The following is a 23,952-nucleotide window of genomic DNA, read 5'->3' as shown; positions in this document are numbered from 1 at the left end:
GTGAATCGTCGGATCCTCACCCTGATCGTGGCCCTGGTACCCGTGCTCGTCCTCGGTGTGGTCGGCAGCGTGGTCACCGTGCCGTTCGTCGCGCTCGGACCCGGGCCGACCTTCGACACCCTCGGCGAGGTCGAGGGCAAGCAGGTGGTCGACGTCACGGGCGCGCCGCTGGATCCGACGAGCGGGCACCTCAATATGACCACGGTGTCCGTCCGCGACGGACTCAACCTGTTCGAGGCGTTCGGCTTCTGGGTCAGCGGCGAGCACGGACTGGTCCCACGCGCGGAGGTGTACCCGCCCGGGGTGTCGCGCGAGGAGGTCGACAAGTCCAATCAGCAGGACTTCAAGGACTCCGAGAGCAACGCCGAGGTCGCCGCGCTGCACTACCTGAAGATGCCGACGGTCGTGCTGGTGCGCGGACTCGGGGACGAGGGCCCGGCCAAGGACGTGCTGCAGGTCGGCGACGAGCTGATCAGCATCGACGGCACGCCGATCACCGCGCCCAAGGACGTCGTCGACCTGGTCTCCACCAAGGGCCCCGGCACTACCATCACCGTCGTCTACCGCCGCGGCGACGCCCAGCAGACCACGCCGATCACCCTCGCGCCTCGTCCCGACGACTCGACGAAGGGCTACCTCGGCATCACGCCGGGGGAGGGCGGCCGCCCGCCGCTGCAGGTCGAGTTCAACCTCGCCGACATCGGCGGACCCTCGGCCGGGCTGATGTTCAGCCTGGCGCTGATCGACAAGCTCTCGCCCGGTGAGCTCAACGGCGGCCGGTTCGTCGCCGGGACCGGCACCATCGACCAGGAGGGCAAGGTCGGTCCGATCGGCGGCATCCAGTACAAGATGATCGCCGCCCGGGAGGCGGGTGCCGAGACGTTCCTGGTCCCGGCCGACAACTGCAACGAGGCCAGGCAGCGCGCCCCGGAGGGGCTGCGCTTGGTGAAGGTCGACACGCTCGACAGCGCGGTGACCTCGCTGGCCGACATCGACGCCGGCCGCGAGGCCGTCAGCTGCGGCTGATCACTCCAGCGTGTGGTGCAGGGCCTCGACCAGGCCCGGCGCCAGATTCGGGTAGGTGCGCAGGTCGAGGTCGCCGAAACCGTCGTCGTCCTCGGGGCGGATCTGCAGCAGGCACAGCGAGGTGCCCTGGCGCAGCACGCCGGCGATGAGCCGCGCGTCCCGGCGGCCGGGATGGGCGTGCGCCGCGGCGCGCCCGGCCGCGTCGGCGGCCTCGTCGTCGGCCAGCAGCGGAACGAGCGCCTCGTCGAGGTCGCTCTCGGCGTCGGGCGGGAGCACCACGATCTCCTGGACCAGCACGCAGCCCTCGACGGCGGGCGGCCAGGTGGTGGTCGCGAGGAATTCGTCGAGCGCCATCGACCCGCCGGTGATGTCGTCGGGAAAGGCTTCCTGCGCGATCGGGGTGAGTTCGCTGCCGTCGTCGAGCTGATCCTGGAGATCGGGTTCGGCCGCGGCGAGGTCGGCGGTCGGCACCAGGGCGAACATCTGCGGCGGGTTACCCCAGCCCTCGGCGTCGGCGAACTCGACGACCTCGCGCACACAACGGGCGAGGACGACTTCGGCGTGCTGGTCATCGGTCACCCGCCCATCCAATCATTTTCGGCCCAGGCGCTTGCACGGTGTCCGATTTCCGTAGAGTGGGCGCCAACGGTCCGGCAACGGACCATCCGCAACATCGGACTGCGGTGCTGCGCCGATCAGCGGCGCGGTCGCCGCCGGACCCTTGGAGAGTGGCACCGTGGGCATGCGGCCCCCCACCGGTTTACCTTCGTTGTCCCGACGCAGCCGAGTGCTGCTGGTGACAGCAGTCGTCCTCGCGGCGTTACTGCTGCTCGGGCCCCGGCTCACCGACGCCTACACCAACTGGTTGTGGTTCGGCGAGGTCGGCTATCGCAGTGTGTATCTGGGTGTGCTGCGCACGCGGTTGCTCCTGTTCGTCGTGGTCGCGTTGTTCGTCGGCCTGGTGGTCTGGGCCGCGCTGCTGCTGGCCTACCGGTCGCGGCCCGTCTTCGTGCCCGTCGCCGGGCCCAACGACCCGATCGCGCGCTACCGCACCACCGTGATGGGCAGGCTGCGGCTGTTCGGCATCGGCATCCCGGTGCTGCTGGGTCTGCTGTCGGGACTGGTGGCGCAGTCGAACTGGGCGACCGTGCAGCTGTTCCTGCACGGTGGTGAGTTCGGCCAGCAGGACCCGCAGTTCCATCTCGACATCGGCTTCTACACCTTCGATCTGCCGTTCTACCGGATGGTGCTGAACTGGCTGTTCGTCGCCGTGGTGATCGCCTTCTTCGCGAACCTGGTGACCCACTACGTCTTCGGCGGCCTGCGCCTGGCCGGTCGCGAGGGCACGCTGACCCGGGCCGCGCGCGTGCAGCTGGCCGTGATCGCCGGTATCTTCGTGCTGCTCAAGGCGGTCGCGTACTGGTTCGACCGCTACGACCTGTTGTCGAGCACCCGCAAGGAGCCGACCTTCGGCGGTCCGTCGTTCACCGACATCAACGCGGTGCTGCCGGCCAAGCTGATCCTGCTCTCGATCGCGGTGATCTGCGCGATCGCGTTCTTCGCCGGCATCGTGCTGCGCGATCTGCGGGTGCCCGCGATGGCGGCCGCCCTGCTGGTGCTCTCGTCGATCCTGGTCGGCGCGGTGTGGCCGATGGTGGTCGAGCAGTTCTCGGTGCGCCCGAACGCCGCCGACAAGGAGAGCCCGTACATCGAGCGCAACATCATGGCGACGCGCCAGGCGTACGGCATCACCGACGACAGGGTCGAATACCAGGACTATCAGGGCGAGAGCAAGAAGAGCCCGCTCGAGGTTCCCGCGGACGCGGCCACCATCGGCAACGCCCGCCTGCTCGACCCGAACATCCTCTCGCCCACGTTCACCCAGCTCCAGCAGCGGAAGAACTTCTACGGCTTCCCCGAGTCGCTCGACATCGACCGTTACACCCTCAACGGCGACACCCAGGACTACATCGTCGCCGCGCGTGAGCTGCATCCGGCCGCGCTCTCGGGCAACCAGAAGGACTGGATCAACCAGCACACCGTCTACACCCACGGCAACGGTTTCGTCGCCGCGCCGGCCAACCGGGTGAACAAGCCGCAGTCCGACGCGCCGAGCGTGGTGGGCGGCAGCGATTCCGGCTATCCGCTGTTCATGGTGAGCGATCTGTTCACCAAGATGGACGATCAGCAGATCAAGGTCGAGCAGCCGCGGATCTACTACGGCGAGCTGATCGCCCAGACCGATCCCGACTACGCGATCGTCGGCACCGCCGAGGGCCAGGCGCCTCGCGAATACGACTCCGACCAGGCCTCCTACACCTATGAGGGCAGCGGCGGCGTGCCGATCGGCAACTGGTTCAACCGGCTGGCCTTCGCCGCCAAATACGCCGAGCGCAACATCCTGTTCTCCTCGGCGATCAGCGACGATTCCAAGATCCTGTTCAACCGTGGTCCGCGTGACCGGGTGCAGAAGGTCGCCCCGTGGCTGACCACCGACGGCAACGCCTACCCGGCGGTCGTCGACAAGCGCATCGTCTGGATCGTCGACGCCTACACCACGCTGGACAAGTACCCCTACGCCCAGTCGACTTCGCTCGACGGCGCGGTCGAGGACAGCATCGACAAGAAGACCGGGCGCGTCATCCCGCGCAAGGAGGTCAGCTACATCCGCAACTCGGTGAAGGCCACCGTCGACGCCTACGACGGCACCGTCACCCTGTACGAGACCGACTCCACCGACCCGGTCCTCAAGGCTTGGCGCGGAGTGTTCCCGAACGCGGTGAAGCCGCAGAGCGAGATCTCGCCGGAGCTGCGGGCGCACTTCCGTTACCCGGAGGATCTGTTCAAGGTCCAGCGCGACATGCTCACCAAGTACCACGTGGACAACCCGCGTGAGTTCTTCACCAACAACGCGTTCTGGTCGGTCCCCAGCGATCCCACGATCGAGGGCGGCACCTTCAACCAGCCGCCGTACTACGTGTTGCTCGGCGATCCGAAGACGAACAAGCCGGTGTTCAACCTGACCTCGGCGATGGTCGGCTACAACCGTCAGTTCCTCTCCGCCTACATCTCGGTGCGCTCCGACCCCGACGGGTACGGCAAGTTCACCGTGCTGCAGTTGCCGGTCGAGACCCAGACCCAGGGTCCGCAGCAGACCCAGAACTCGATGACCACCGCAGACGCGGTGTCTCGTGAGAAGACCCTGCTGTCGAACTCCAACAAGATCCGCTACGGCAATCTGCTCACGCTGCCGGTGGCCGACGGCGGCATCCTCTACGTGGAGCCGTTCTACAACGAACGCAACACCGGATCCTCGACGTTCCCGCAGCTGCTGCGCGTGCTGGTGAGCTACCGCGACGCGGCGGGCAGCGTGAAGGTCGGCTACGCGGCGACGCTGGCCGAGGCGCTCAACCAGGTCATGCCGGGCGCCGGTTCGCTGGCGACGCCGTTCGGCGGCGATCCGGCCGTGAAGCCGAAACCGGGCGTCACGCCGCCGGTGGACCAGGGCACCACCACTCCGCCGAACGGCGGCACGACCCCGCCGCCCGGAACGACGACCCCGCCGGGGTCGACCGCCCAGGAGGCCGCGGCCGCCGAGCTCAGCCGCAAGATCGAGGCGGTGCGCACGGCGATGCGCACGGGCAACTTCACCGACTTCGGTAAGGCGCTCGAAGAACTGGACGCCGCGGTGAAGGCGTACCAGGACGCCGGCGGCCGGTAGTCGTCGGCAGCGAGAGCGAGAAAGGCCCCGCCGGATGGCGGGGCCTTTCTCGTGCAGGGGGAACGGTGGATCAGCCGCCGATCGAGGCGATCAGCGGGGCACTGGCGTTGAGCAGGTCCTGGTACTGACCGGCGACGCCGTACTGGTCGGCCAGTGCCTGACCCGCGGCCTTGGCCTGGTCGACGGCGTTCTGGACGTCGGTCTTGGTCTGGGCGGGCAGCTCGACCGGGAGCTCGGCGGCGGGCTCCTCGACGGCGGGCTCGGGCTCGGAGGTGCCTGCCTGCAGGTAGCGGCCGCAGTGTGGCCACGCGCCGACGCCCTGGCTGGCGAGCACGTTCTCCGCGACGCGGATCTGCTCTTCCTTGCTGGCGTTGTGCGCCGAGCCCTGACCGCCGTTGGCGGCCCAGGTGCTCTGCGAGAACTGCAGGCCACCGTAGTAGCCGTTACCGGTGTTGATACCCCAGTTGCCACCGCTCTCGCACTGCGCGACACCGTCCCAGTTGTGGGTCGCGGCGGAGGCGGTGCCGGTGGCCAGGCTGAACGGAACGGCAACCAGGGCGCCGGTGATGGCGGCGACGCCAAGGGCACGGGTGCGGAATTTCCGGGTCTCAGTCATGGGGGAGACGCTAACCAAGAAATCCATGACGATCACATCTTGATAACGAGACAATTGTATGAATGAAATAGCCGTCTTACCAATGTTTACGCTGCATAGCGTGGGGGAATACCTAGATCCCGGTCGGTCTGTTATTGGTCCGTTATGTGCGTGAGATCACGCCGAAATAGTGACCCCGGTCACGCGAATCCGGCTCTCCGCACGCGCCGCTCGTCGAGTCGAGCGAGAATATGACGCCGGTCACAATGTGCGGTTCCGCGCGGCCCGGCAGCTCGTCGAAGATCGCGTGCAGCGCCGGGAAAACCTGCCCTGACCTCACGATTTGGCATCCGCGCTAACCCGTGTGTAATGTTGTATTCACCGACGCGGGGTGGAGCAGCTCGGTAGCTCGCTGGGCTCATAACCCAGAGGTCGCAGGTTCAAATCCTGTCCCCGCTACAAGCGCCTCAGGCCGGAAGATCGAAAGATCTTCCGGCCTGAGGCATTTTCGTCGACTGACTGCGCGGATGCGGCACGCGATCTCCGCGCCTCGCGGTCCTGGCTAGGGGCCGGTAGTCCGGTCCTCAGTCGTCGGATGCGGTAGTGGGCAATCGAACCAGGGTGGAGTCGGTACCGGCGTCGCGCGGGTCTGCCCGATGTGACGGCGGGTCGGGCTCGAGGTAGTGGCCGGCGAGGATCTCGCCGAAGCGGGTTGTCTGGGCGACTATCCCGGCGGGGTCGATGGCGATGGTGCCCGCACGCCACGCGGTCGTCAACTCCACGAAACCGCCGACGGCCATCAGCACGGTGCGGTGGAACTCGTCGTAGTTCACGCCGTTTCGTAGCGACGGCCGCATGCCCGTCGCGAGCATATCGGTGACGAGGAATATCAGGTCGCGGCGACGGCGCTCGAGTACTTCGCTGCCCGCGTGGTCGCCGAACAGGACCTGGGTGCGGCGTTGGTCGGTAGCGAAGCTGGTGACCACGGCTTCGACTGCGCGACGCAGCACTTCGAGCGGTGGTGAACTCCCGCGATCACTGATCGCCGTGGCCAGGGTGGCCGTCGTTTCGTCGCGCACCTGGTCCCATGCCGCGGCAAGCAACGTGTCTCGATCGGCGAAGCTCTCCCGGAAGTATCGATCGTTCAGCCCTGCCCTGGCGCATACGCTGCGCAGGCTCACCGCCGCCCAGCCGCTGTCGGCCCAGATGTCGATGGCGGCGTCGATCAGCTGCTGGCGGCGCGCGGCACGGCGCGCCTGGGCAGTGCGCCCGCCCCAGGTCTGGGAGGTGGTCATGGCTCCATCTTGACAAAGGCGGGCGGCAAGAGAGCTAATTGGTGACGGAGTGTCACCAATTTGGTGGCTGTCACCGGGCCTCCGTCGAACCTTCGCAGCGCCGCGAAAGGACACCACATGCACCACGACATTCGCCGCAGGATTCAACAGCGTGCCGCCGACTTGGCCGACCTGTATCCGTCGAGAACCATGCCGCTCGCCGAGCCACCGGCTGGGAGCGGTCTGCTTCCGGTGCCGGGCAACGCGGGGTTACCTCTGATCGGCCAGTCGTTGCGGGTCTACACCGACCCGCTCGCATGGGCGCGCAGCACCTTCGACAAGTACGGCGAGGTCTCCTGGACGCAGGTGTTCGGCCACCGCGCCGTCTGCGCGCTGGGCCCGGCCGCGCTGGAGACCGTCTGGGCCGACCGGAACAAGGCCTTCTCCAGCGAGAAGGGCTGGGAATTCTGGATCGGGCCGTTCTTTCGACGTGGCATCATGCTGCTCGACTTCGATGAGCACATGTATCACCGGCGCATCATGCAGCAGGCGTTCACGCGGCCTCGACTGATCAGCTACCTCGACCTGATGGGGCCGGGCATCGATCGGGACCTCGCATCGTGGCGGCCCGGCAACGGCTTTCGGTTGTACGACGCCGTCAAGCAGATGATGCTGAACCTGGCGACCGAGGTTTTCGTCGGCGAGGAAATGGGTTCGCGCGCCGAACAGTTGGAGCGCGCGTTCGAGCACACAGTGGTCGGCGGCCAGGCGTTGATCCGGGCGCAGGTGCCGGGCGGTACGTGGTCGCGGGGGTTACGTGGCCGCCGGGTCCTCGAGGAGTACTTCCGTGCCCGACTGCCCGCCAAACGCGCCGGAGCGGGGAACGATCTGTTCAGCGTGTTGTGTCGCGCGAGGAGCGAGGACGGGGAGGTGTTCTCCGACGCCGACGTCGTCAACCACATGATCTTCGTCCTGATGGCCGCGCACGACACCACCGCCGTCACGGCCTCCATGCTCACCTATCTGCTCGGCGCCGATCCGCACTGGCAGGAGCGGCTGCGCGCGGAATCGCTCGCGCTGGGGAAAGCCTCGCTCGACTACGACGACCTCGATCGCCTGCCGTCGCTGGATCTCGCGTTCAAGGAAACACTGCGCATGTACGCCCCGGCGGGAATGCTGATTCGCCAGGCGATCGAGGACACCGAGATCCTCGGTCACTACATCCCGGCGGGTACCGACATCCTCCTCGGCGCATATCCGTCGATGCGGCTGGCGCGGTGGTGGCCGCGACCGGACGAGTTCGACCCGGAACGGTTCGCCGCGGATCGGCGCGAGGACAAGGTGCACCGCTATGCCTGGTCCCCCTTCGGCGGCGGGGCGCACAAGTGTATCGGTCTGTACTTCGGCGGGATGACCGTGAAATCCATCATGCACCGAATGCTGCTTCGATACGAGTGGAGTGTTCCCGTCGGCTATCAGCCACCGTTGACCTGGGGCACCGGGCCCACTCCCGACGACGGCCTGCCGATCGACCTCCGGCCACGGCACGCCCGCGCGACCGAATCGTCCTCGGCCGTATGACGCCCAGGATCAGCGTCGACCGGAACCGATGCGAGGGCCACGCGCTCTGTGTCGCGTTGGCGCCCGACGTCTACGAGACCGACGACGAAGGCAAGGCGACCGTGCTGGGTCCGGTCAGCGAGGACCAACTCGACACCATCCGACTCGCGGTCGACACCTGCCCGGTCGCGGCCCTTCGCTTGGAGGCGCCGCGACCGCCCGCGTACTGACGACCCCCTACGGCGGCCGTTCTCGCCCGGCGCCGCCTCCCATCGGTCGGCCTTACCGTGACTACCGGCATGGCTGCGCGGCCCACGGTGTACGCGTCGAAAAGTGCGCACCGGCAATCGAGCCCGGCCGGGGTCCCCGATTCGGACGGCCGGGAGCCGGTCGACGGCACCGGCGGGTGTGAACAGCATCGTCAGCAAACCGATCCCGGCCGTTCGAGTGGCGGCCGGGAACCCTTGTCGGGCAGGGTGCGTGCCGCACAGTCGAGCCTGCGGGCGGGACGTCGGAAGACCCCCGTCCGTCGGTCACGGCGGGACCGTTCCCGGCGACGTTCGCCGTGGCCGGTGGCGCTGCCACCAGTCCCCGAGTTCCTCGGGTCCGAATCCCGAGGTGCGCAGGGCAATCCGGTAATGATGGGCCGGTGAGGCCCGGCGGAGCGCGAGCGCGGGCGGCCGGGCCGTCGCGCGATCGGCGCGGAACGGTCGAGCGGTACCAGTGCCGGGCAACATTCCAGCCACCGAACACTGCGAAGCGGCTCGGATCGTGGGAAGCTTTGTGAGTAATCAGCGCGATGAACGGGAAGAAACCGGACGGTTGACAAGCTCGAGATACCCCAAATACTGTGCAGTTCAATGAGTCCTGTTCTGCCGTTCGAACCTTTCGAGAGGGATCAGCGCGCCGGTTCGCCCGGCCGAGACGCCCTCAGACCCGCGCCTCGGGCCGCCGGAATGGCGACGTAGCGCGTCAGCTTTCCGGCCGAACGGCCGACTCCAGCCGGGTCCGCACCCACAGCGCGACCACGGCAATCCGCGGAGGATCTCCGCGCCCCTTCTGCTCGACCGCATCGAGATTCGTTGTGTCGACGCACGAATCGTCTGAGTCGTCGAACTTATTAGTTAGTACTACGAATCGATGGTGACATGACCCGCTCCGCGATCTGGTAGCCCCCACACATACTCGGCAGGGGGCTCGGGGGAATTAGCGTGTTTCGCGGAAGGATGTTCAGAGGTGACCGGTTCGACGTTCGACGTCGCGATTGTCGGTATGTCCTGCAGATTGCCGGGCGCCGCTGATCTCGAGGGGTTCTGGCAGCTGCTCAGTCAGGGGCGGGCCGCGATCGGGACCGCGCCCGCCGGTCGGGACGCGATCACCGAGCGGGCCGGATTCCTCGACACCGTAGGTGATTTCGATGCCGACTTCTTCGGTGTCTCGCCCAACGAGGCACGTGCGGTCGATCCCCAGCAGCTGCTGGCGCTGGAGCTGAGCTGGGAGGCGCTCGAGGACGCCGGGCTGGCGGCGCCGGGGCACCGGTCGCGGCCCTATGGCGTGTTCCTCGGCAGCACCGGCAGCGATTTCGCCGAGGTCATGGCCCTGCGCGGCGGTCCCGGCGTCAGCAGACACGCGCTGTGGGGGACCGGGCGCGGCATCATGGCCAACCGGATCTCGAACCACTTCGGTTTCGGCGGACCGAGTCTCGTGGTCGACAGCGCCCAGGCATCGTCGCTGGTCGCGGTCCACCTGGCCTGTGAGAGCCTGCGCAGCGGCGAGAGCGAGGTGGCGCTGGCCGGCGGCCTGAACCTGATCCTGTCACCGTCCAGCGGCGCGCGGATCGAGCAGTTCGGCGCGCAGTCGACGCGGGGCGCCTGCTACACCTTCGACGCCAGGGCCGACGGGTTCGTGCGCGGCGAGGGCGGCGGCATGGTGGTGCTGAAACCGCTGGACCGGGCGATCGCCGACGGCGACCGTGTCCACGCCGTGATCCGCGGCAGCGCGGTGAACACGGGAAACGAGCGCCGGGTACTGAGCGCCCCGAGCCGGGCGGGGCAGGCGGCGGCGATCAGCGCCGCATTGCGCGCGGCCGGGGTCGAGGCGTCCTCGGTGCAGTACGTCGAATTGCACGGCACCGGAACACCGGCGGGCGATCCGGTGGAGGCTGCGGCCCTGGGCGACATCTACGGCGCGGACCGGGCACCGGACGCCCCGCTGGCCGTGGGCTCGGTCAAGACCAACATCGGCCATCTGGAAGGCGCCGCCGGCATCGCGGGCCTGATCAAGACCGCCCTCAGCCTGAGTCGCGCAGACCTGGTGCCCAGCCTGAACTTCGACTCACCCAATCCACGAATTCCCTTGAACGACTTGGGCTTGCGCGTAGTGACCGCCAACGAGGGCTGGTCGACCGACACCGTGCGCCGGGCCGGAGTGTCCTCGTTCGGCATGGGCGGTACGAACGCCCACGTGATCCTGGAGGAAGCCCCGGCGGTCATCCCTCACCACGGGACAGCTGTCGCCCCTTCTACCACTCACCGTGGGCAATTCGCCGCCGCGCGCACTGCACGCGGTGGGGTCGACGTCGGGGTGGTGCCGTGGGTGTTGTCCGCGCGCACCGAAACCGGTGTGCGGGCCCAGGCGGAGCGGTTGCGGGAGTGGTTGGGCGGCCGTCCCGAGCTGGATGTGGTCGATGTCGCGCATTCGCTGGTGACCACCCGGGTCGCGATGGAGTGGCGCGGGTACGCGGTCGGCCGGGATCGTGCGGAGTTGCTGGCCTCGTTGGCGGCTGTGGCGGGGTCCGGGGCGACGATCGTCGAGGCGGCGCCGCGAAAGGTCGCGTTCGTTTTCCCCGGGCAGGGCAGCAGGTGGGCCGGTCTGGCGCTGGGGCTGTTGGCGTCGGACCCGGCGTTCGCCGAGTCGATCGCGGATTGTGAAGCGGCGCTGGCGCCGTACGTGGGCTGGTCGCTGCGCGCGGTGCTGCGCGGCGACGAGGGCGCGCCGTCGGCGGATCGCCCGGACGTGGCGCAGCCGGTGTTGTTCGCGGTCATGGTGTCGATGGCTCGGCGGTGGCAGGCGTCGGGCGTTGCACCGGATCTGGTGCTCGGCGACGGGCTGGGCGAGATCGCCGCCGCGCACATCGCCGGTGGGCTGTCGCTGGACGACGCGGCGCGCGTGGTGGTCGTCCGGTCGCGGACCGAGGACGCCGCCCGACAGCGGCGAGACCTGGCGTCGATCCGACCACGCTCGGGGTCGGTCCCGTTCCGCTCCACGGCCTCGACCGATCCGGTCGATCCCGCGGACCTGGATGCCGAGTACTGGCTCCGATCGCAGCCTGCCCCTGGCCGGTCCGCCGAGGTGATATCCGCGCTGATCGCCGACGGCATCACCGGATTCGTCGAGATGAGCCCACACCCGACCCTCGCCCCCGATCTCGCCGACATGGCCTCCGACACCGTCGCGGTGCTCGGTTCGCGGCGGTTGGGTGAGGATGGTCCGGACTGGTTCGTCGCCCTGCTCGCCCAGGCCTACTGTGCAGGCCTGCCGGTCCGACCGGACGCACTCGTCACCGGCGGATCGCGAGTCGATCTGCCGCCGTACGCATTCCAGCGCCGGAACTTCTGGTCCGGAACCCCGAGGACCCTTCCCCCGGGCGTCTATTCCCCCACCGAGCGCGATGCCACAGGACTCAGGGCACCGGATCTCAGCGGAGCGGGTGACGGCACCGCAGGGGTCCCGGCAACGCAGCTCGACGACCCGGAGCGCGACGGCACCCGGTTCAGCGCCCCAGGGCGGGGGGCTCTGGGCCACGAAGATCCGGCATTCGGAGTGGCGGGCCACAACGGCGCGCAGCCGACGACCACGGCGAATGGTGCTGGGGATCAAGGTGATCAGGTCCGGGTAGATGCTCGGGACGACACCGAACTGGCGCGGACTCTCGCCGCCGCACCCGAATTCCAGCGCGACGCACTGGTTCTCGACATTGTGCGGCAGCAGGCCGCCGCGGTCCTCGGCCACGAGTCGCCGACGGCGATCCACCCCGACCTGCCGTTCACCGAGACCGGCTTCGACTCGATCAGCGGTGTGGAGCTGCGCAATCGGTTGACCACGGCCACCGGTGTGCCGCTGCCCGACACCCTCGTCTTCGACTATCCGACCGCGACAGCGGTGGCGGGGCTGCTGCGGGCCCGTGTCGCCGGGCGCGGGCAGGACCGGCACCGGGTCTCGCGGCGCACGACCACCGACGAACCGATCGCGATCGTCGGCATCGGCGCGCGTTTCCCCGGTGGGGTGGCCTCCGCGGAGGATCTGTGGGATCTGATGATCGCGGGACGCGACGCCATCGGTGAATTCCCCACCGATCGCGGGTGGGACCTCGACCGCCTCTACAACCCTGATCCTGGTACCCCGGGCACCGTGTACACCCGCCACGGCGGATTCCTCGACGGTGCGGGCGATTTCGATCCCGGCTTCTTCGGCATCAGCCCGCGTGAGGCCTTGGCGATGGACCCGCAGCAGCGCGTGCTGCTGGAAACCGCCTGGGAAGCGCTGGAGGACGCGGGCATCGACCCGACCTCACTGCGGGGCGGCGACACCGGCGTGTTCGTCGGCGCCTGCTCCTCGGGGTACGCGCGCCGGGTGACCGGTGACCTGGAGGGGTTCCGGCTCACCGGTACCTCGCACAGCGTCATCTCCGGCCGGATCGCGTACGTGTTCGGCCTGGAAGGGCCCGCGGTCACGGTGGATACGGCGTGTTCGTCCTCGCTGGTGGCGCTGCATCTGGCGTGCCAAGCGCTGCGTCAGGGGGACAGTTCGCTGGTCCTCGCCGGTGGCGTCACCGTCGCGGCCAGCCCGTACCTGCACGTCGACTTCGCCCGCCAGCGCGGCCTGGCTCCGGACGGCCGGTGCAAGCCCTTCTCGGCCGCCGCTGACGGCGTGGCCTGGTCCGAGGGCTCCGGCGTGCTGGTGCTGGAACGGCTCTCGGACGCGCAGCGATCCGGCCACCAGGTGCTGGCCGTTGTCCGCGGCAGTGCCGTGAACCAGGACGGCGCGAGCAACGGCCTGACCGCGCCGAACGGTCCCTCCCAGGAACGGGTGATCGCGCAGGCGCTGGCCAACGCGGGAATCACGGCGGCCGACGTGGATGTCGTCGAGGCGCACGGGACCGGAACCGCCCTCGGTGACCCGATCGAGGCGCAGGCCCTGATCGCCACCTACGGCCAGGGTCGCGCGGACCGCGAGCCGCTGCGCATCGGTTCGCTGAAGTCGAACATCGGCCATACCGTGGCCGCCGCGGGTGTGGCCGGGGTGATCAAGATGGTGCAGTCGATGCGGCACGAGCGGTTGCCGCACACCCTGCATCTCGATTCGCCGTCGCCGCATGTGGATTGGTCGGCGGGCGCGGTGCGTCTGCTGACCGAACCCGAAGCGTGGACCGCCGGGGAGCGGCTCCGGCGAGCGGGTGTCTCGTCGTTCGGGATCAGCGGCACCAACGCGCATGTCATTCTCGAGGAAGCGCCGGCCGCACCGGTCACCGAGGACGCGCTCGCGCGGACGGCGACGATCACGCCGCTGCTGGTGTCCGGGAAGGGCGAGCCGGGTTTGCGCGCGCAGGCCGCGCGACTGCACGCGTGGCTGTCGGACCACCCCGAGGTGGAGGTCGCCGACGCCGCCTATTCACTGGTCAGCACCCGCGCGCACCTGGATGCGCGCGGTGTCGTGCTCGGTCGCGATCGCGATGAGATCCTCGCGCGGTTGGCCGACCTCGCCGCTGGGGGAACCGGAGCCGGTGTCGTCGACGGCAGCGCCGGTGCGGGACGGACGGCCTTCCTGTTCACCGGTCAGGGCGCACAGCGGATCGGCATGGGCGCCGATCTGTACGCGGCGTTCCCGGTGTTCGCGACCGCATTCGACGCGCTGTGCGAGCACTTCGATCCCGTGCTGGGCCAGTCGCTTCGCGAGGTGATGTTCCACGGCGACAGCGCGGTGCTGGACCGGACCGAGTTCACCCAGCCCGCCTTGTTCGCCGTCGAGGTGGCGCTGTACCGGCTGCTCGAATCCTTCGGTGTGACACCGGATGCGGTGATCGGCCATTCGATCGGTGAGCTGGCCGCGGCCTATGTGGCGGGAGTGTGGTCGCTGCCGGACGCGTGTGCGCTGGTGGCGGCGCGGGGTCGGTTGATGGGCGCCCTGCCCACGGGCGGCGCGATGCTCGCCGTCGCGATCGACGAAGCGCGCGCGGTCGAGATCGTCGCCGCCGTCGGCGATCGCGTCGCGGTCGCGGCCGTGAACGGCCCGTCCTCGACGGTGCTGTCCGGCGATGCCGACGCGATCGAGGAGATCGAGCAGCGACTCGTGGCGGCCGGCGTCAAGACCAGCCGATTGCGCGTCAGCCATGCCTTCCACTCGGCGCGCATGGACCCTATGCTGAACGAATTCCGTTCTGTAGCAACAGCTATGGCCTACTCCACGCCTCGGGTGCCGATCGTGTCGAACCTGACCGGTGAGCTCGCCGGGAACGAGCTCACCGACCCGGAGTATTGGGTCCGCCAGGTGCGGGGCTGTGTGCGGTTCGCGCCGGGCGTGGACGCGCTCGCCGCCGGCGGCGTGCGCCGGTTCGTCGAGGTGGGTCCCGACGCGGTGCTGTCGGCGCTGACCCGGAACTGCCTGGCCGAGCACCCGGAGGTCGAACCGGAGTCGACGGTGGTCGCCACCGCGCGACGGTCGGCCGAGGAGGTGACGCAGTTCGTCACCGGTCTCGCGCAGGCACATGTCGCCGGTGTTCGGGTCGACTGGACTGCGCTGTTCGCGGATCGCGCGGCGCGACGGATTCCGCTGCCCACCTACGCGTTCCAGCATCGCCGGTTCTGGTTGCCGCCGGTGCAGGACGCGCCGCATTCGACCTCGGGTCACCCGATCCTCACCGAGGTGGTGGGCCTGGCGGGTACCGACGAGTGGCTGGTCACCGGCCGTCTGTCGTTGCGCGCGCAGCCGTGGATCACCGATCACGCCTCCTACGGCGTGGTGGTCGTGCCCAGCGCGGCCCTGGCCGAGTTCCTGCTCGCGGCCGGTGATCGAATCGGTTGCGGTGTGCTGGAGGAGCTCACGCTCCAGGCGCCGATCCTGCCGTCCGGCACGGACGAGGTCGAATTGCAGGTACTGGTGCGGGCGCCCGACGCGTCGGGATCGCGCCAGTTCGAGTTCTCCTTCCGGACCTCGCCGGAGGGGGCATGGACGCGCAACGCGACCGGTGCGCTGTCGGCGCGAGCCGGCGATTCGGCCCTGCTCGCGCGCCTGCGCGGCGAGCAGTGGCCGCCGGTGGATGCCGAACCGATCGCCGCCGAGGAGATTCCGGCGCTGATGTCGAACGGCTCCGGCCTCGAGTACGGCCCGGCGTTCACCGGCGTGCGCGCCGCGTGGCGACGAGACGACGTGGTCTTCGCCGACCTCGCCCTCGTCACCGACACGGCGGGGGACTCGGGCCGCTACGGCCTGCATCCCACGCTGCTGGATATGACCCTGCACGCCGGACTCGCCCAGCTGGTGTGGCGTGACGCCGCCGCCGACGCGGCCACCGGCAAGCTGCTCTTCCGCTGGGGCGGGGTCCACTTCCACGCGCCGACGGCCGAGGTCACCTCGCTGCGGGTCATCGCCGTGGCGACCGGCCCGGAGACCGTATCCGTCGCCGCCGTCGATCCGGACGGCACGCCGATCGTGTCGGTCGAGGCGGTGGTGATGCGTCCCTACGACGTGAACGCCTTCCGGAGCGCACTGGCCGACGACGACGCACAGCTGTACGAGGTGCGCTGGGAGCCCGTCGTGGTCACCGGTGGGTCCGCGCCGTCGATGGCGGCGCTCGCGGGCACGGTGGTGCGGGGGATCGACGTCTCCGTCACCGTGACCGATCTGGCTGCCGCTGAACAGCTTCCGGATGCGGTGGTGTGGCGGGCGCCCAGCGGTGAGACGCCGGCGGCGGTCCGCGACGGCGTCCTGACCACCCTCGCGACGCTGAAGTCCTGGCTCGCCCACGAGCGATCGCCTCGCCTCGTCGTGGTCACTACCGCGGGCGCCACCCTTCCCGGCGAAACGCCAGATCTGGGCGCGGCCGCCGTGTGGGGCCTCGTGCGCAGCGCGCAGTCGGAGCACCCGGGGCGCTTCGTCCTCGTCGACGAAGATCCCGCCGCGCCGCTGGACGCGGAGCGGATCGCGGCCGTCACCCGGTCGGGGGAGCCCCAGGTCGCCGTCCGCGGCACGGAGCTCCTGGTACCCAGGCTGACGCGCACGTCCGCGTCGGCGGACACCGGCGCCACGTCGTTCGGCGACGGCACGGTGCTGATCACCGGCGGCACCGGCGGACTGGGCGCCCTGTTCGCCCGCCACCTCGTCACCGCGCACGAGGTCCGCAGCCTGGTGCTGACCTCGCGCCGGGGTCCCGCGGCTCCCGGCGCCGCCGACCTGGTCGACGAGCTGCGGCGCGCGGGCGCCGACGTCCGCGTCGTGGCCTGCGATGTCGCCGACGCCGACGACATCCGGTCCCTGCTCGACACCATCGCCGCCGACGGGCGGCTGACCGCCGTCGTGCACGCCGCGGGCGTCCTCGACGACGGCGTCGTCGAGGCGATGACCGACGACCAGATCGACCGGGTCCTGGCGCCGAAGGTCGACGGCGCGTGGCACCTGCACGAGCAGACCCGCGAGCTGTCGGCGTTCCTCGTGTTCTCCTCGGTGTCCGGGCTGCTCGGCACGGCCGGACAGGGCAGCTACGCGGCGGCCAACGGTGTCCTGGACGCCTTGGCCGAACAGCGTCGCGCCGCCGGTCTGCCCGCGACCGCGCTGGCCTGGGGTCCGTGGAACCAGGCGGGCGGGATGACCGGCGCGCTGGATCGCGTCGCCGTCGCGCGCTGGGACCGGCTGGGCCTGGGACAGCTCGGTGACGACGAGGGACTGCGCCTGTTCGACGCCGCGCTCGCTCGCCCGGACGCCCGCCTCGTCCCGATCCGGTTCGACGCGACCGTCCTGCGTCGCGAGTCCGACCCCGACACCGTCCCCGCCGTCCTGCGCGGTTTCGTCCGCCGCCCGGCCGTGGCCCCCACGCCCACCCTCCACGCGGTGGGTTCGCTGGGCGCGCGCCTGGCGGGCGTGCCCGAGGCGCAGCGCCCCGCCGTGGTGCTGGCGGTGGTCCGCGACCAGGTGGCCGCGGTACTCGGCCACGATTCGGGTGAGGCGGTCGACGCGGGTAAACCGTTCCGCGAGCTGGGTTTCGACTCGCTCGGTGCGGTGGAGTTCCGCAACCGGCTGGGCAAGGCGACCGGCCTGACCTTGCCGTCGACCTTGGTCTTCGATCATCCGACCCCGGCGGCCGTGGCGAAGCTGGTGCAGTCGCGGGTCGAGCCGAAGGCGGCGAGCGACCCGGCTGCGCGGCCGGGTCGGCGGGCGCGGGCGGACGAACCGATCGCCATCGTCGGCATGGCGTGCCGGTACCCGGGTGGGGTCGCCTCCGCGGACGAGCTGTGGGAGCTGGTGTCCACGGGCACCGACGCCATCGGCGACTTCCCGGCGGATCGCGGCTGGGCGCTGGATCGGCTGATCGATCCCGACCCCGATCACGTGGGCACGACCTACTCCGGGAAGGGCGGCTTCCTGACCAGGGCGGCCGACTTCGACGCGGACTTCTTCGGGATCGCGCCCCGCGAGGCGATCGCGATGGACCCGCAGCAACGACTGCTGCTCGAGGTGTCGTGGGAAGCGCTCGAGCACGCGGGCATCGATCCGATGTCGTTGCGCGGCACCGATACCGGGGTGTACTCGGGCGTGATGTACCAGGACTACGAGACGCTGACCCGGCAGACCCCCGAGGTCGAGGGCTACGTCGTGACCGGGGCCGTGGGCAGTGTGGCGTCCGGGCGGGTGTCCTACGCGCTGGGGCTGGAGGGCCCCGCGATGACGGTGGACACCGCGTGCTCCTCGTCGCTGGTGGCCTTGCATGTGGCGTGCCGGGCCCTGCGCCAGGGGGAGAGTTCCCTCGCGCTGGTCGGCGGCGCGACCGTGATGGCGACGCCGATGGTGTTCCTGGAGTTCTCCCGGAATCGGGGGCTGGCCTCGGACGGTCGGTGCAAGTCCTTCTCGGCGGCGGCCGACGGCGTTTCGTGGTCGGAGGGCGCGGCCGTGCTGGTCGTGGAACGGCTTTCGGACGCGCGGCGGCTCGGCCACAACGTGCTCGCGGTCGTGCGGGGCACCGGCGTCAACCAGGACGGCGCGAGCAACGGCCTGACCGCGCCCAACGGACCGTCGCAGGAACGGGTGATCGCGGCGGCGCTGGCCGACGCGGGCCTGACGCCGGCGGACGTGGATGTGGTCGAAGCGCACGGCACCGGCACCACCCTGGGCGATCCGATCGAGGCGCAGGCCCTGATCGCGGCCTACGGGCAGGACCGCGACGAGCCGCTGCGCATCGGCTCGCTCAAGTCGAACATCGGACACTCGCAGGCCGCGTCCGGCGTGGGTGGCGTGATCAAGATGGTGCAGGCCATGCGCCACGACACCCTGCCCAAGACCCTGCACGTCGACGCGTTGTCGCCGCATGTGGACTGGTCGGCCGGGTCGGTGCGGGTGCTGGCGGAGGCCGAACGGTGGCCCGCCGGTGCGCGGCCGCGGCGGGCGGGGGTGTCCTCGTTCGGGATCAGCGGCACGAACGCGCACGTCATCCTCGAGGAACCGCCGGTGGTTCCGCTCGCCGCGCGAGCGTCGGCCGCCCCCTCCGGGATCGTCCCGCTGCTGGTGTCGGCGAAGTCCGAGCAGGCATTGCGGGCGCAGGCGGATCGGCTGCGGCAGTGGCTGATCGAGCGCCCGGACGCCGACCTGCGGGACGTGGCGTCGGCCCTGCTCGATACCAGGGCGCTGCTGGAGTGGCGCGGTGGCGCGCTGGGCGTCGACCGCCAGGAGCTCCTGGACGGGCTCGCCGACCTCGCGGCCGGGACGGGATCGTCCAGGTCGGTCGCAGGTGTTGTGGGACAGGGCAAGACGGCCTTCCTGTTCACCGGGCAGGGCGCGCAGCGCCCCGGCATGGGCGCCGAATTGTCCCGGGACTTCCCGGTGTTCGCGGCCGTGCTGGACGAGGTCTGCGCCGAGCTCGATCGCCACCTCGGCGGATCGTTGCGCGCGGTGATGTTCGACGCCCCCGAGGCGGGGCTGAGCCGCACCGAGTTCACCCAGCCCGCGTTGTTCGCCTTCGAGGTGGCGATGTTCCGGCTGCTCGAATCGTGCGGTGTGCTCCCGGATGTCGTCGCCGGTCATTCGATCGGCGAGCTGGCGGCCGCCTATGTCGCCGGTGTCTGGTCGCTCGCCGACGCGTGCGCGCTGGTGGCGGCCCGAGGCCGGCTCATGGGCGCGCTGCCCGAGGGCGGGGCGATGCTGGCGGCGGCGGTGTCCGAGAACGAGGCGATGGAACTGGTGGCCGGATACGGTGACCGGCTGGCGGTGGCCGCGGTGAACGGCCCGGAGGCGGTGGTGTTCTCGGGCGACGAGGACGCGGTCGACGAGCTCGCCCGCCTGTTCGCCGAACGTGGCGGCCGCACGCACCGGTTGCGGGTCAGTCATGCGTTCCATTCGGCCCGGATGGATCCGATGCTGGCCGAATTCCGCACGGTCGCCCAGGGTCTGACCTATCGCGCGCCGCTGCTGCCGATCGTGTCCAATGTGACCGGCGCCGCGGCGGGCGACACGGTACTCGACCCGGAGTACTGGGTGGCCCAGGTGCGCGGCTGCGTGCGCTTCGCGCCCGGGGTGGACGCGCTGGTCGAGTCCGGAGTGCGCCGGTTCGTGGAGGTGGGCCCGGACGCGGTGCTCACCGCGATGACCCGGTCGTGCCTGGCCGAACACCCCGAGCTGGAGGCGAAGTCGGCGGTGCTGGCATCGTCGCGGCGCTCGGTCGCGGAGACGGCCGGGTTCGTCACGGCGCTGGCCCAGGCGCACACCGTGGGGCTGCCGGTGGACTGGACGCCGGTGTTCGCCGGCCGGGCCGCACGACGAGTGACCCTGCCCACCTATGCCTTCCAGCATCAGCGGTACTGGGTGCGGCCGGTCGAGGCCGCCGATGTCCGGCAATCGGGGCTCGACGACGCGGCCCACCCGCTGCTGAGCGCGATGGTGCGGCTGCCGGATTCCCCGGACGTGGTGTTCACCGGCAGGCTCTCGCAGGCCGGTCATCCCTGGCTGGCCGATCACGCCGTCGCCGGGGTGGCGCTGCTGCCCGGCGCCGCGCTCGTGGAACTGGCCCTGCACGTGGGCACCGTGGTGGAGTGTCCGCTGCTCACCGAGCTCGTGATCGAGGCGCCGCTGCCCCTCTCGACCGAGACCGCCGCCGAGTTGCGCGTGGTGGCGGGCGGACCGGACGACGCGGGCGCCAGGACGGTGTCGATGTATTCGCGGGCGGCAGGCGAGGATTCGGACCGGTGGGTCCGGCACGCCGTCGCGACGATGACCGCCGCGCCGACCTCCGCCGCCGGATCCGACCTGGTGACCTGGCCGCCCCCGAACACCGCCCCGATCGCGCTCGCGGACGCCTACGCGGGCCTGGCCGAGCGCGGCTACGAGTACGGTCCGGCCTTCCGCGGGCTCACCGCGCTGTGGCGCGGCGAGGGCGAGGTGTTCGCCGAGGTCGTCCTGCCGGAGTCGGTGCGCGCGGACGCCGCCGCCTTCGGCCTGCATCCGGCACTGCTCGACGCGGCCCTGCACGCGATCCTGCTCGGTGGCCTGGTTCCCGACCAGCCCACCGGCACCGTCGCCGTCCCGTTCACCTGGGAGAACGTCGTTCTGCGTGCCACGGGAGCGACCACGCTGCGCGTGCGCGCGACCTCGGCCGGGACCGGTCCGGGCGGTGCGCGGATCACGTTGACCTTCGCCGACCAGGCGGGTACGGCGGTCGCCGAGGTCGGCCTGCTGACCCTGCGGTCCCTGTCGACCGACGCGCTCGGCACGGTCACCCGCCGCGCGGACAGTGTGGGCTACGAGCTGGACTGGGTCGCCGCCCCCGAGCCCACCGTCGCCCTCGGCCTGGGCGACTGGACCACCTCCGACGACGCCGAGACCGTCACGATCGACGGTCGAACCGCCACGGTGGTGCGCCTCGACGGCGCGTCGACCGGCACCGATCTGCCCGCCACCGTGCGTGCTGCGATGACGGAGCTGTCCGTGCGGGTCCAGCGCCTGCTGGCCGACGACGGACGCATCGTCGTCGTGACCAGCCGGGCCGTCGCCGTGCACCCCGGCGAGCAGGTGGCCTTGGCCGTCGCGGCGGCCTGGGGGTTGCTGCGCACCGCGCAGAGCGAGAACCCGGACCGGATCCTGCTCGTCGATGTCGACTCCTGGGCCGACTACCGCGCCGCCGTGGCCCTGGCTGTGGCGACCGACGGCGAATCCCAGCTGGCCGTGCGGCGGGGCAGCGCGTACCTGCCCCGACTGCACCCCGGCGGGGGCGCGCTCGAGGTGCCGGACGCGGTGGAGTGGGCGCTGACCCCGCTCGACAAGGGCACGTTGTCCAGCGACAACTTCGCGCTGGTCGAGCGCCCGCGCACCGCTCTCGCCCCGGGACAGGTGCGGGTGAGCATGCGGGCGGCCGGGCTCAACTTCCGTGATGTGCTCATGGCCTTGGGTACCTATCCCGATCCGAACGGCCGCATCGGCGGCGAGGGCGCGGGCATCGTGCTCGAGGTCGCGCCCGACGTCACCGAATTCGCGCCGGGTGACCGGGTGTTCGGCTTCACCCCCGGCGTCGCCTCGGTCGCGGTGACCGATCACCGGCTGCTCGCGCGGATGCCGCGCGGCTGGTCGTTCACCCAGGCCGCGGCCGTGCCGATCGTGTACGCGACGGCCTACTACGGCCTCGTCGACCTGGCCGCCGCGCGACCCGGCGAGACCCTGCTGCTGCACGCGGCCACCGGTGGCGTCGGCATGGCGGCTGTCCAGCTCGCCCGGCACTGGGATCTGCGTCTGCTGGTCACCGCCAGCACACCGAAGTGGAATGTGCTGCGGGAGATGGGCTTCGACGACGATCAAATCGGTGACTCGCGGACCCTGGACTTCGAGCGGAAGTTCCATGCCGTCACCGGCGGTCGCGGTGTCGACATCGTGCTCGATTCGCTGGCAGGCGATTTCGTGGACGCGTCGTTGCGGCTGCTCCCGCGCGGTGGCCGGTTCGTCGAGATGGGCATGATCGACCGCCGCGATCCCGCCGCTGTGGCGGCCGCCCACCCGGGTGTGCGGTACGCGAGTTTCATGCTGATGGAGGCGGGCCCGGACCGGCTCCGGGAGATCCTGGCCGCGCTCGTCGACCTGTTCGAGCGCGGTGCGCTCACGCCGAGCGCGACCACGGCGTGGGACCTGCGCCGGGCGCCCGAGGCATTCCGGCACCTCAGCCAGGCCAGGGGGATCGGCAAGAACGTCCTCACCGTGCCGACACCGTTGCGGCCCGAGGGCACTGTGCTGATCACCGGCGGCACCGGCGGGCTCGGCGCCGTGGCCGCGCGCCACCTGGTCACCGCGCACGGCGCGCGGCGACTCGTCCTGGCGGGCAGGCGGGGTCCGGCGGCTCCCGGTGCGGCCGAACTCGTCGCCGAGCTCACCGAACTCGGCGCACAGGTCGACGTGGTCGCCTGTGACGCGGCCGACCGCGCCGCCCTGGACGCGGTGCTGGCGGCGATCCCGGCGGAGCATCCGCTGACCGCCGTCGTCCACTGCGCGGGCGTGCTGGCCGACGGCCTGCTCGCCACCATGACCGCCGACCGGATCGCCCGAGTGCTGCGGCCGAAGGTCGACGCCGCGTGGAACCTGCACGAGGCGACCGCGCACCTGGACCTGTCGGCGTTCGTGCTGTATTCGTCCGTCTCCGGTGTCATCGGCAATCCGGGGCAGGCCAACTACGCCGCAGCCAACGTCTTCCTCGACGCGCTGGCCCGGTACCGCCAGGTGCGCGGGCTGCCCGCGACCTCGGTGGCGTGGGGTCCGTGGCAGCAGAGCAGCGGCATGACCAGCGGCCTCGGCGAGGCCGACCTCGTCCGGTTGCGGCGCGAAGGTCTGCTCCCGCTGGGCACCGACGACGGCATGGCGCTGTTCGACGCGGCCCTGGCGGGCGGCAGGTCCGCGTTCGTCGCGGTCCGGATCGACCCGGGCGCGTTCGGTGCGGTCGATCCCGGCGAGGTCCGGCCGGTCATGCGCGCCCTGGCCCGGCCGACCCGGCGCAGGGTCGGCGACGTGACCGGGTCGCGGGCGGCGTCGAACGACGCGGCGTCGTTGGCGGCGCGGCTGCTCGGCCGCGGTGTCGCCGAACAGGACCGGCTCGTCCTCGACGTCATCCGTGCCCAGGCCGCGGCCGTGCTCGGTCACGCGAGCGCGGCCGCGACGGCCCCGGACAAGCCGTTCAGCGATCTCGGATTCGACTCGCTCGGCGTCATGGAATTCCGCAACCGGCTGAAAACCGCTGTCGGCCTGCAGTTGCCCGCGACCGCCATGTTCGACTACCCGACCCCGGAAGCGCTGGCCGGATTCGTCCGCCGGGAGATCGCCCCCGTCGACGACCCCGCGCAGCGGATCACCGACGAGGTCGACGCGCTCGCCCGCAGCTTCGACACCGCCGACCTGTCCGCCGCGGACCGGTCCGGGATCGCCGACAAGCTGGCCGCGCTGGTGCGCAGGCTCGAAGGCAGAGACCCCGGCGAGGTCGACATCGCCGGCCTCGATGCCGCCGACGACCGCGAGCTATTCGACTTCATCGACAACCTCAGCTGAGC

Annotated in this window: 8 protein-coding genes and 1 tRNA gene; 6 read left to right on the top strand and 3 right to left on the bottom strand. The window is 70.6% G+C overall.

Features of this window, described 5'->3' with window-relative positions; translation table 11 throughout:
* A complete protein-coding gene (locus ATM97_RS32080) occupies positions 1-1,026 on the top strand; it encodes a PDZ domain-containing protein (RefSeq protein WP_218721965.1) in 1,026 nt (341 codons plus the stop codon).
* Here ATM97_RS32080 and ATM97_RS32075 read toward each other — a convergent pair whose 3' ends face one another.
* On the bottom strand, positions 1,027-1,605 hold the full coding sequence (locus tag ATM97_RS32075) for a PPA1309 family protein (RefSeq protein WP_218721964.1): 579 nt from the start codon (positions 1,603-1,605) through the stop codon (positions 1,027-1,029).
* A gap of 157 nt (positions 1,606-1,762) precedes the next feature.
* Here ATM97_RS32075 and ATM97_RS32070 point away from each other — a divergent pair, with 157 nt between their 5' ends.
* Positions 1,763-4,747, top strand: a complete 2,985-nt coding sequence (locus ATM97_RS32070) for a UPF0182 family protein (RefSeq protein ID WP_218721963.1) — start codon at positions 1,763-1,765, stop codon at positions 4,745-4,747.
* Positions 4,748-4,817: 70 nt separating this feature from the next.
* Here ATM97_RS32070 and ATM97_RS32065 read toward each other — a convergent pair whose 3' ends face one another.
* Positions 4,818-5,363 (bottom strand): transglycosylase family protein, encoded by a 546-nt coding sequence (locus tag ATM97_RS32065; RefSeq protein ID WP_218721962.1) that lies wholly within the window; start codon positions 5,361-5,363, stop codon positions 4,818-4,820.
* Between the two features lie 364 nt (positions 5,364-5,727).
* Between ATM97_RS32065 and ATM97_RS32060 the strand changes: the two genes are divergently transcribed.
* Positions 5,728-5,801 (top strand) — tRNA-Met (locus ATM97_RS32060).
* Positions 5,802-5,926: 125 nt separating this feature from the next.
* Here the strand turns inward: ATM97_RS32060 and ATM97_RS32055 are convergent.
* Complete coding sequence (locus ATM97_RS32055; RefSeq protein ID WP_218721961.1) at positions 5,927-6,637, bottom strand: TetR/AcrR family transcriptional regulator; 711 nt, start codon at positions 6,635-6,637, stop codon at positions 5,927-5,929.
* A gap of 117 nt (positions 6,638-6,754) precedes the next feature.
* On the opposite strand from ATM97_RS32055, the gene ATM97_RS32050 reads away from it, so the two are divergent.
* From ATM97_RS32050 to ATM97_RS32040, 3 genes are all read left to right on the top strand, one after another.
* On the top strand, positions 6,755-8,197 hold the full coding sequence (locus tag ATM97_RS32050) for a cytochrome P450 (RefSeq protein WP_218721960.1): 1,443 nt from the start codon (positions 6,755-6,757) through the stop codon (positions 8,195-8,197).
* Positions 8,194-8,406 carry a ferredoxin gene (locus ATM97_RS32045; RefSeq protein WP_218721959.1) on the top strand — a complete coding sequence of 71 codons (213 nt, stop codon included), beginning with the start codon at positions 8,194-8,196 and terminating at the stop codon, positions 8,404-8,406. Before ATM97_RS32050 ends, ATM97_RS32045 begins: the two co-directional genes overlap by 4 nt.
* A gap of 1,006 nt (positions 8,407-9,412) precedes the next feature.
* The gene (locus ATM97_RS32040; RefSeq protein WP_308248696.1) at positions 9,413-23,950 is read left to right on the top strand and encodes an SDR family NAD(P)-dependent oxidoreductase; all 14,538 of its coding nucleotides are present in this window, start codon (positions 9,413-9,415) and stop codon (positions 23,948-23,950) included.
* Positions 23,951-23,952 lie beyond the last annotated feature (2 nt).

Origin of the sequence: Nocardia sp. MH4, assembly GCF_019266065.1 — a bacterium.
GTDB classification, from domain to species: domain Bacteria; phylum Actinomycetota; class Actinomycetes; order Mycobacteriales; family Mycobacteriaceae; genus Nocardia; species Nocardia canadensis.
This window is presented reverse-complemented; position numbering and strand designations above follow the sequence as displayed.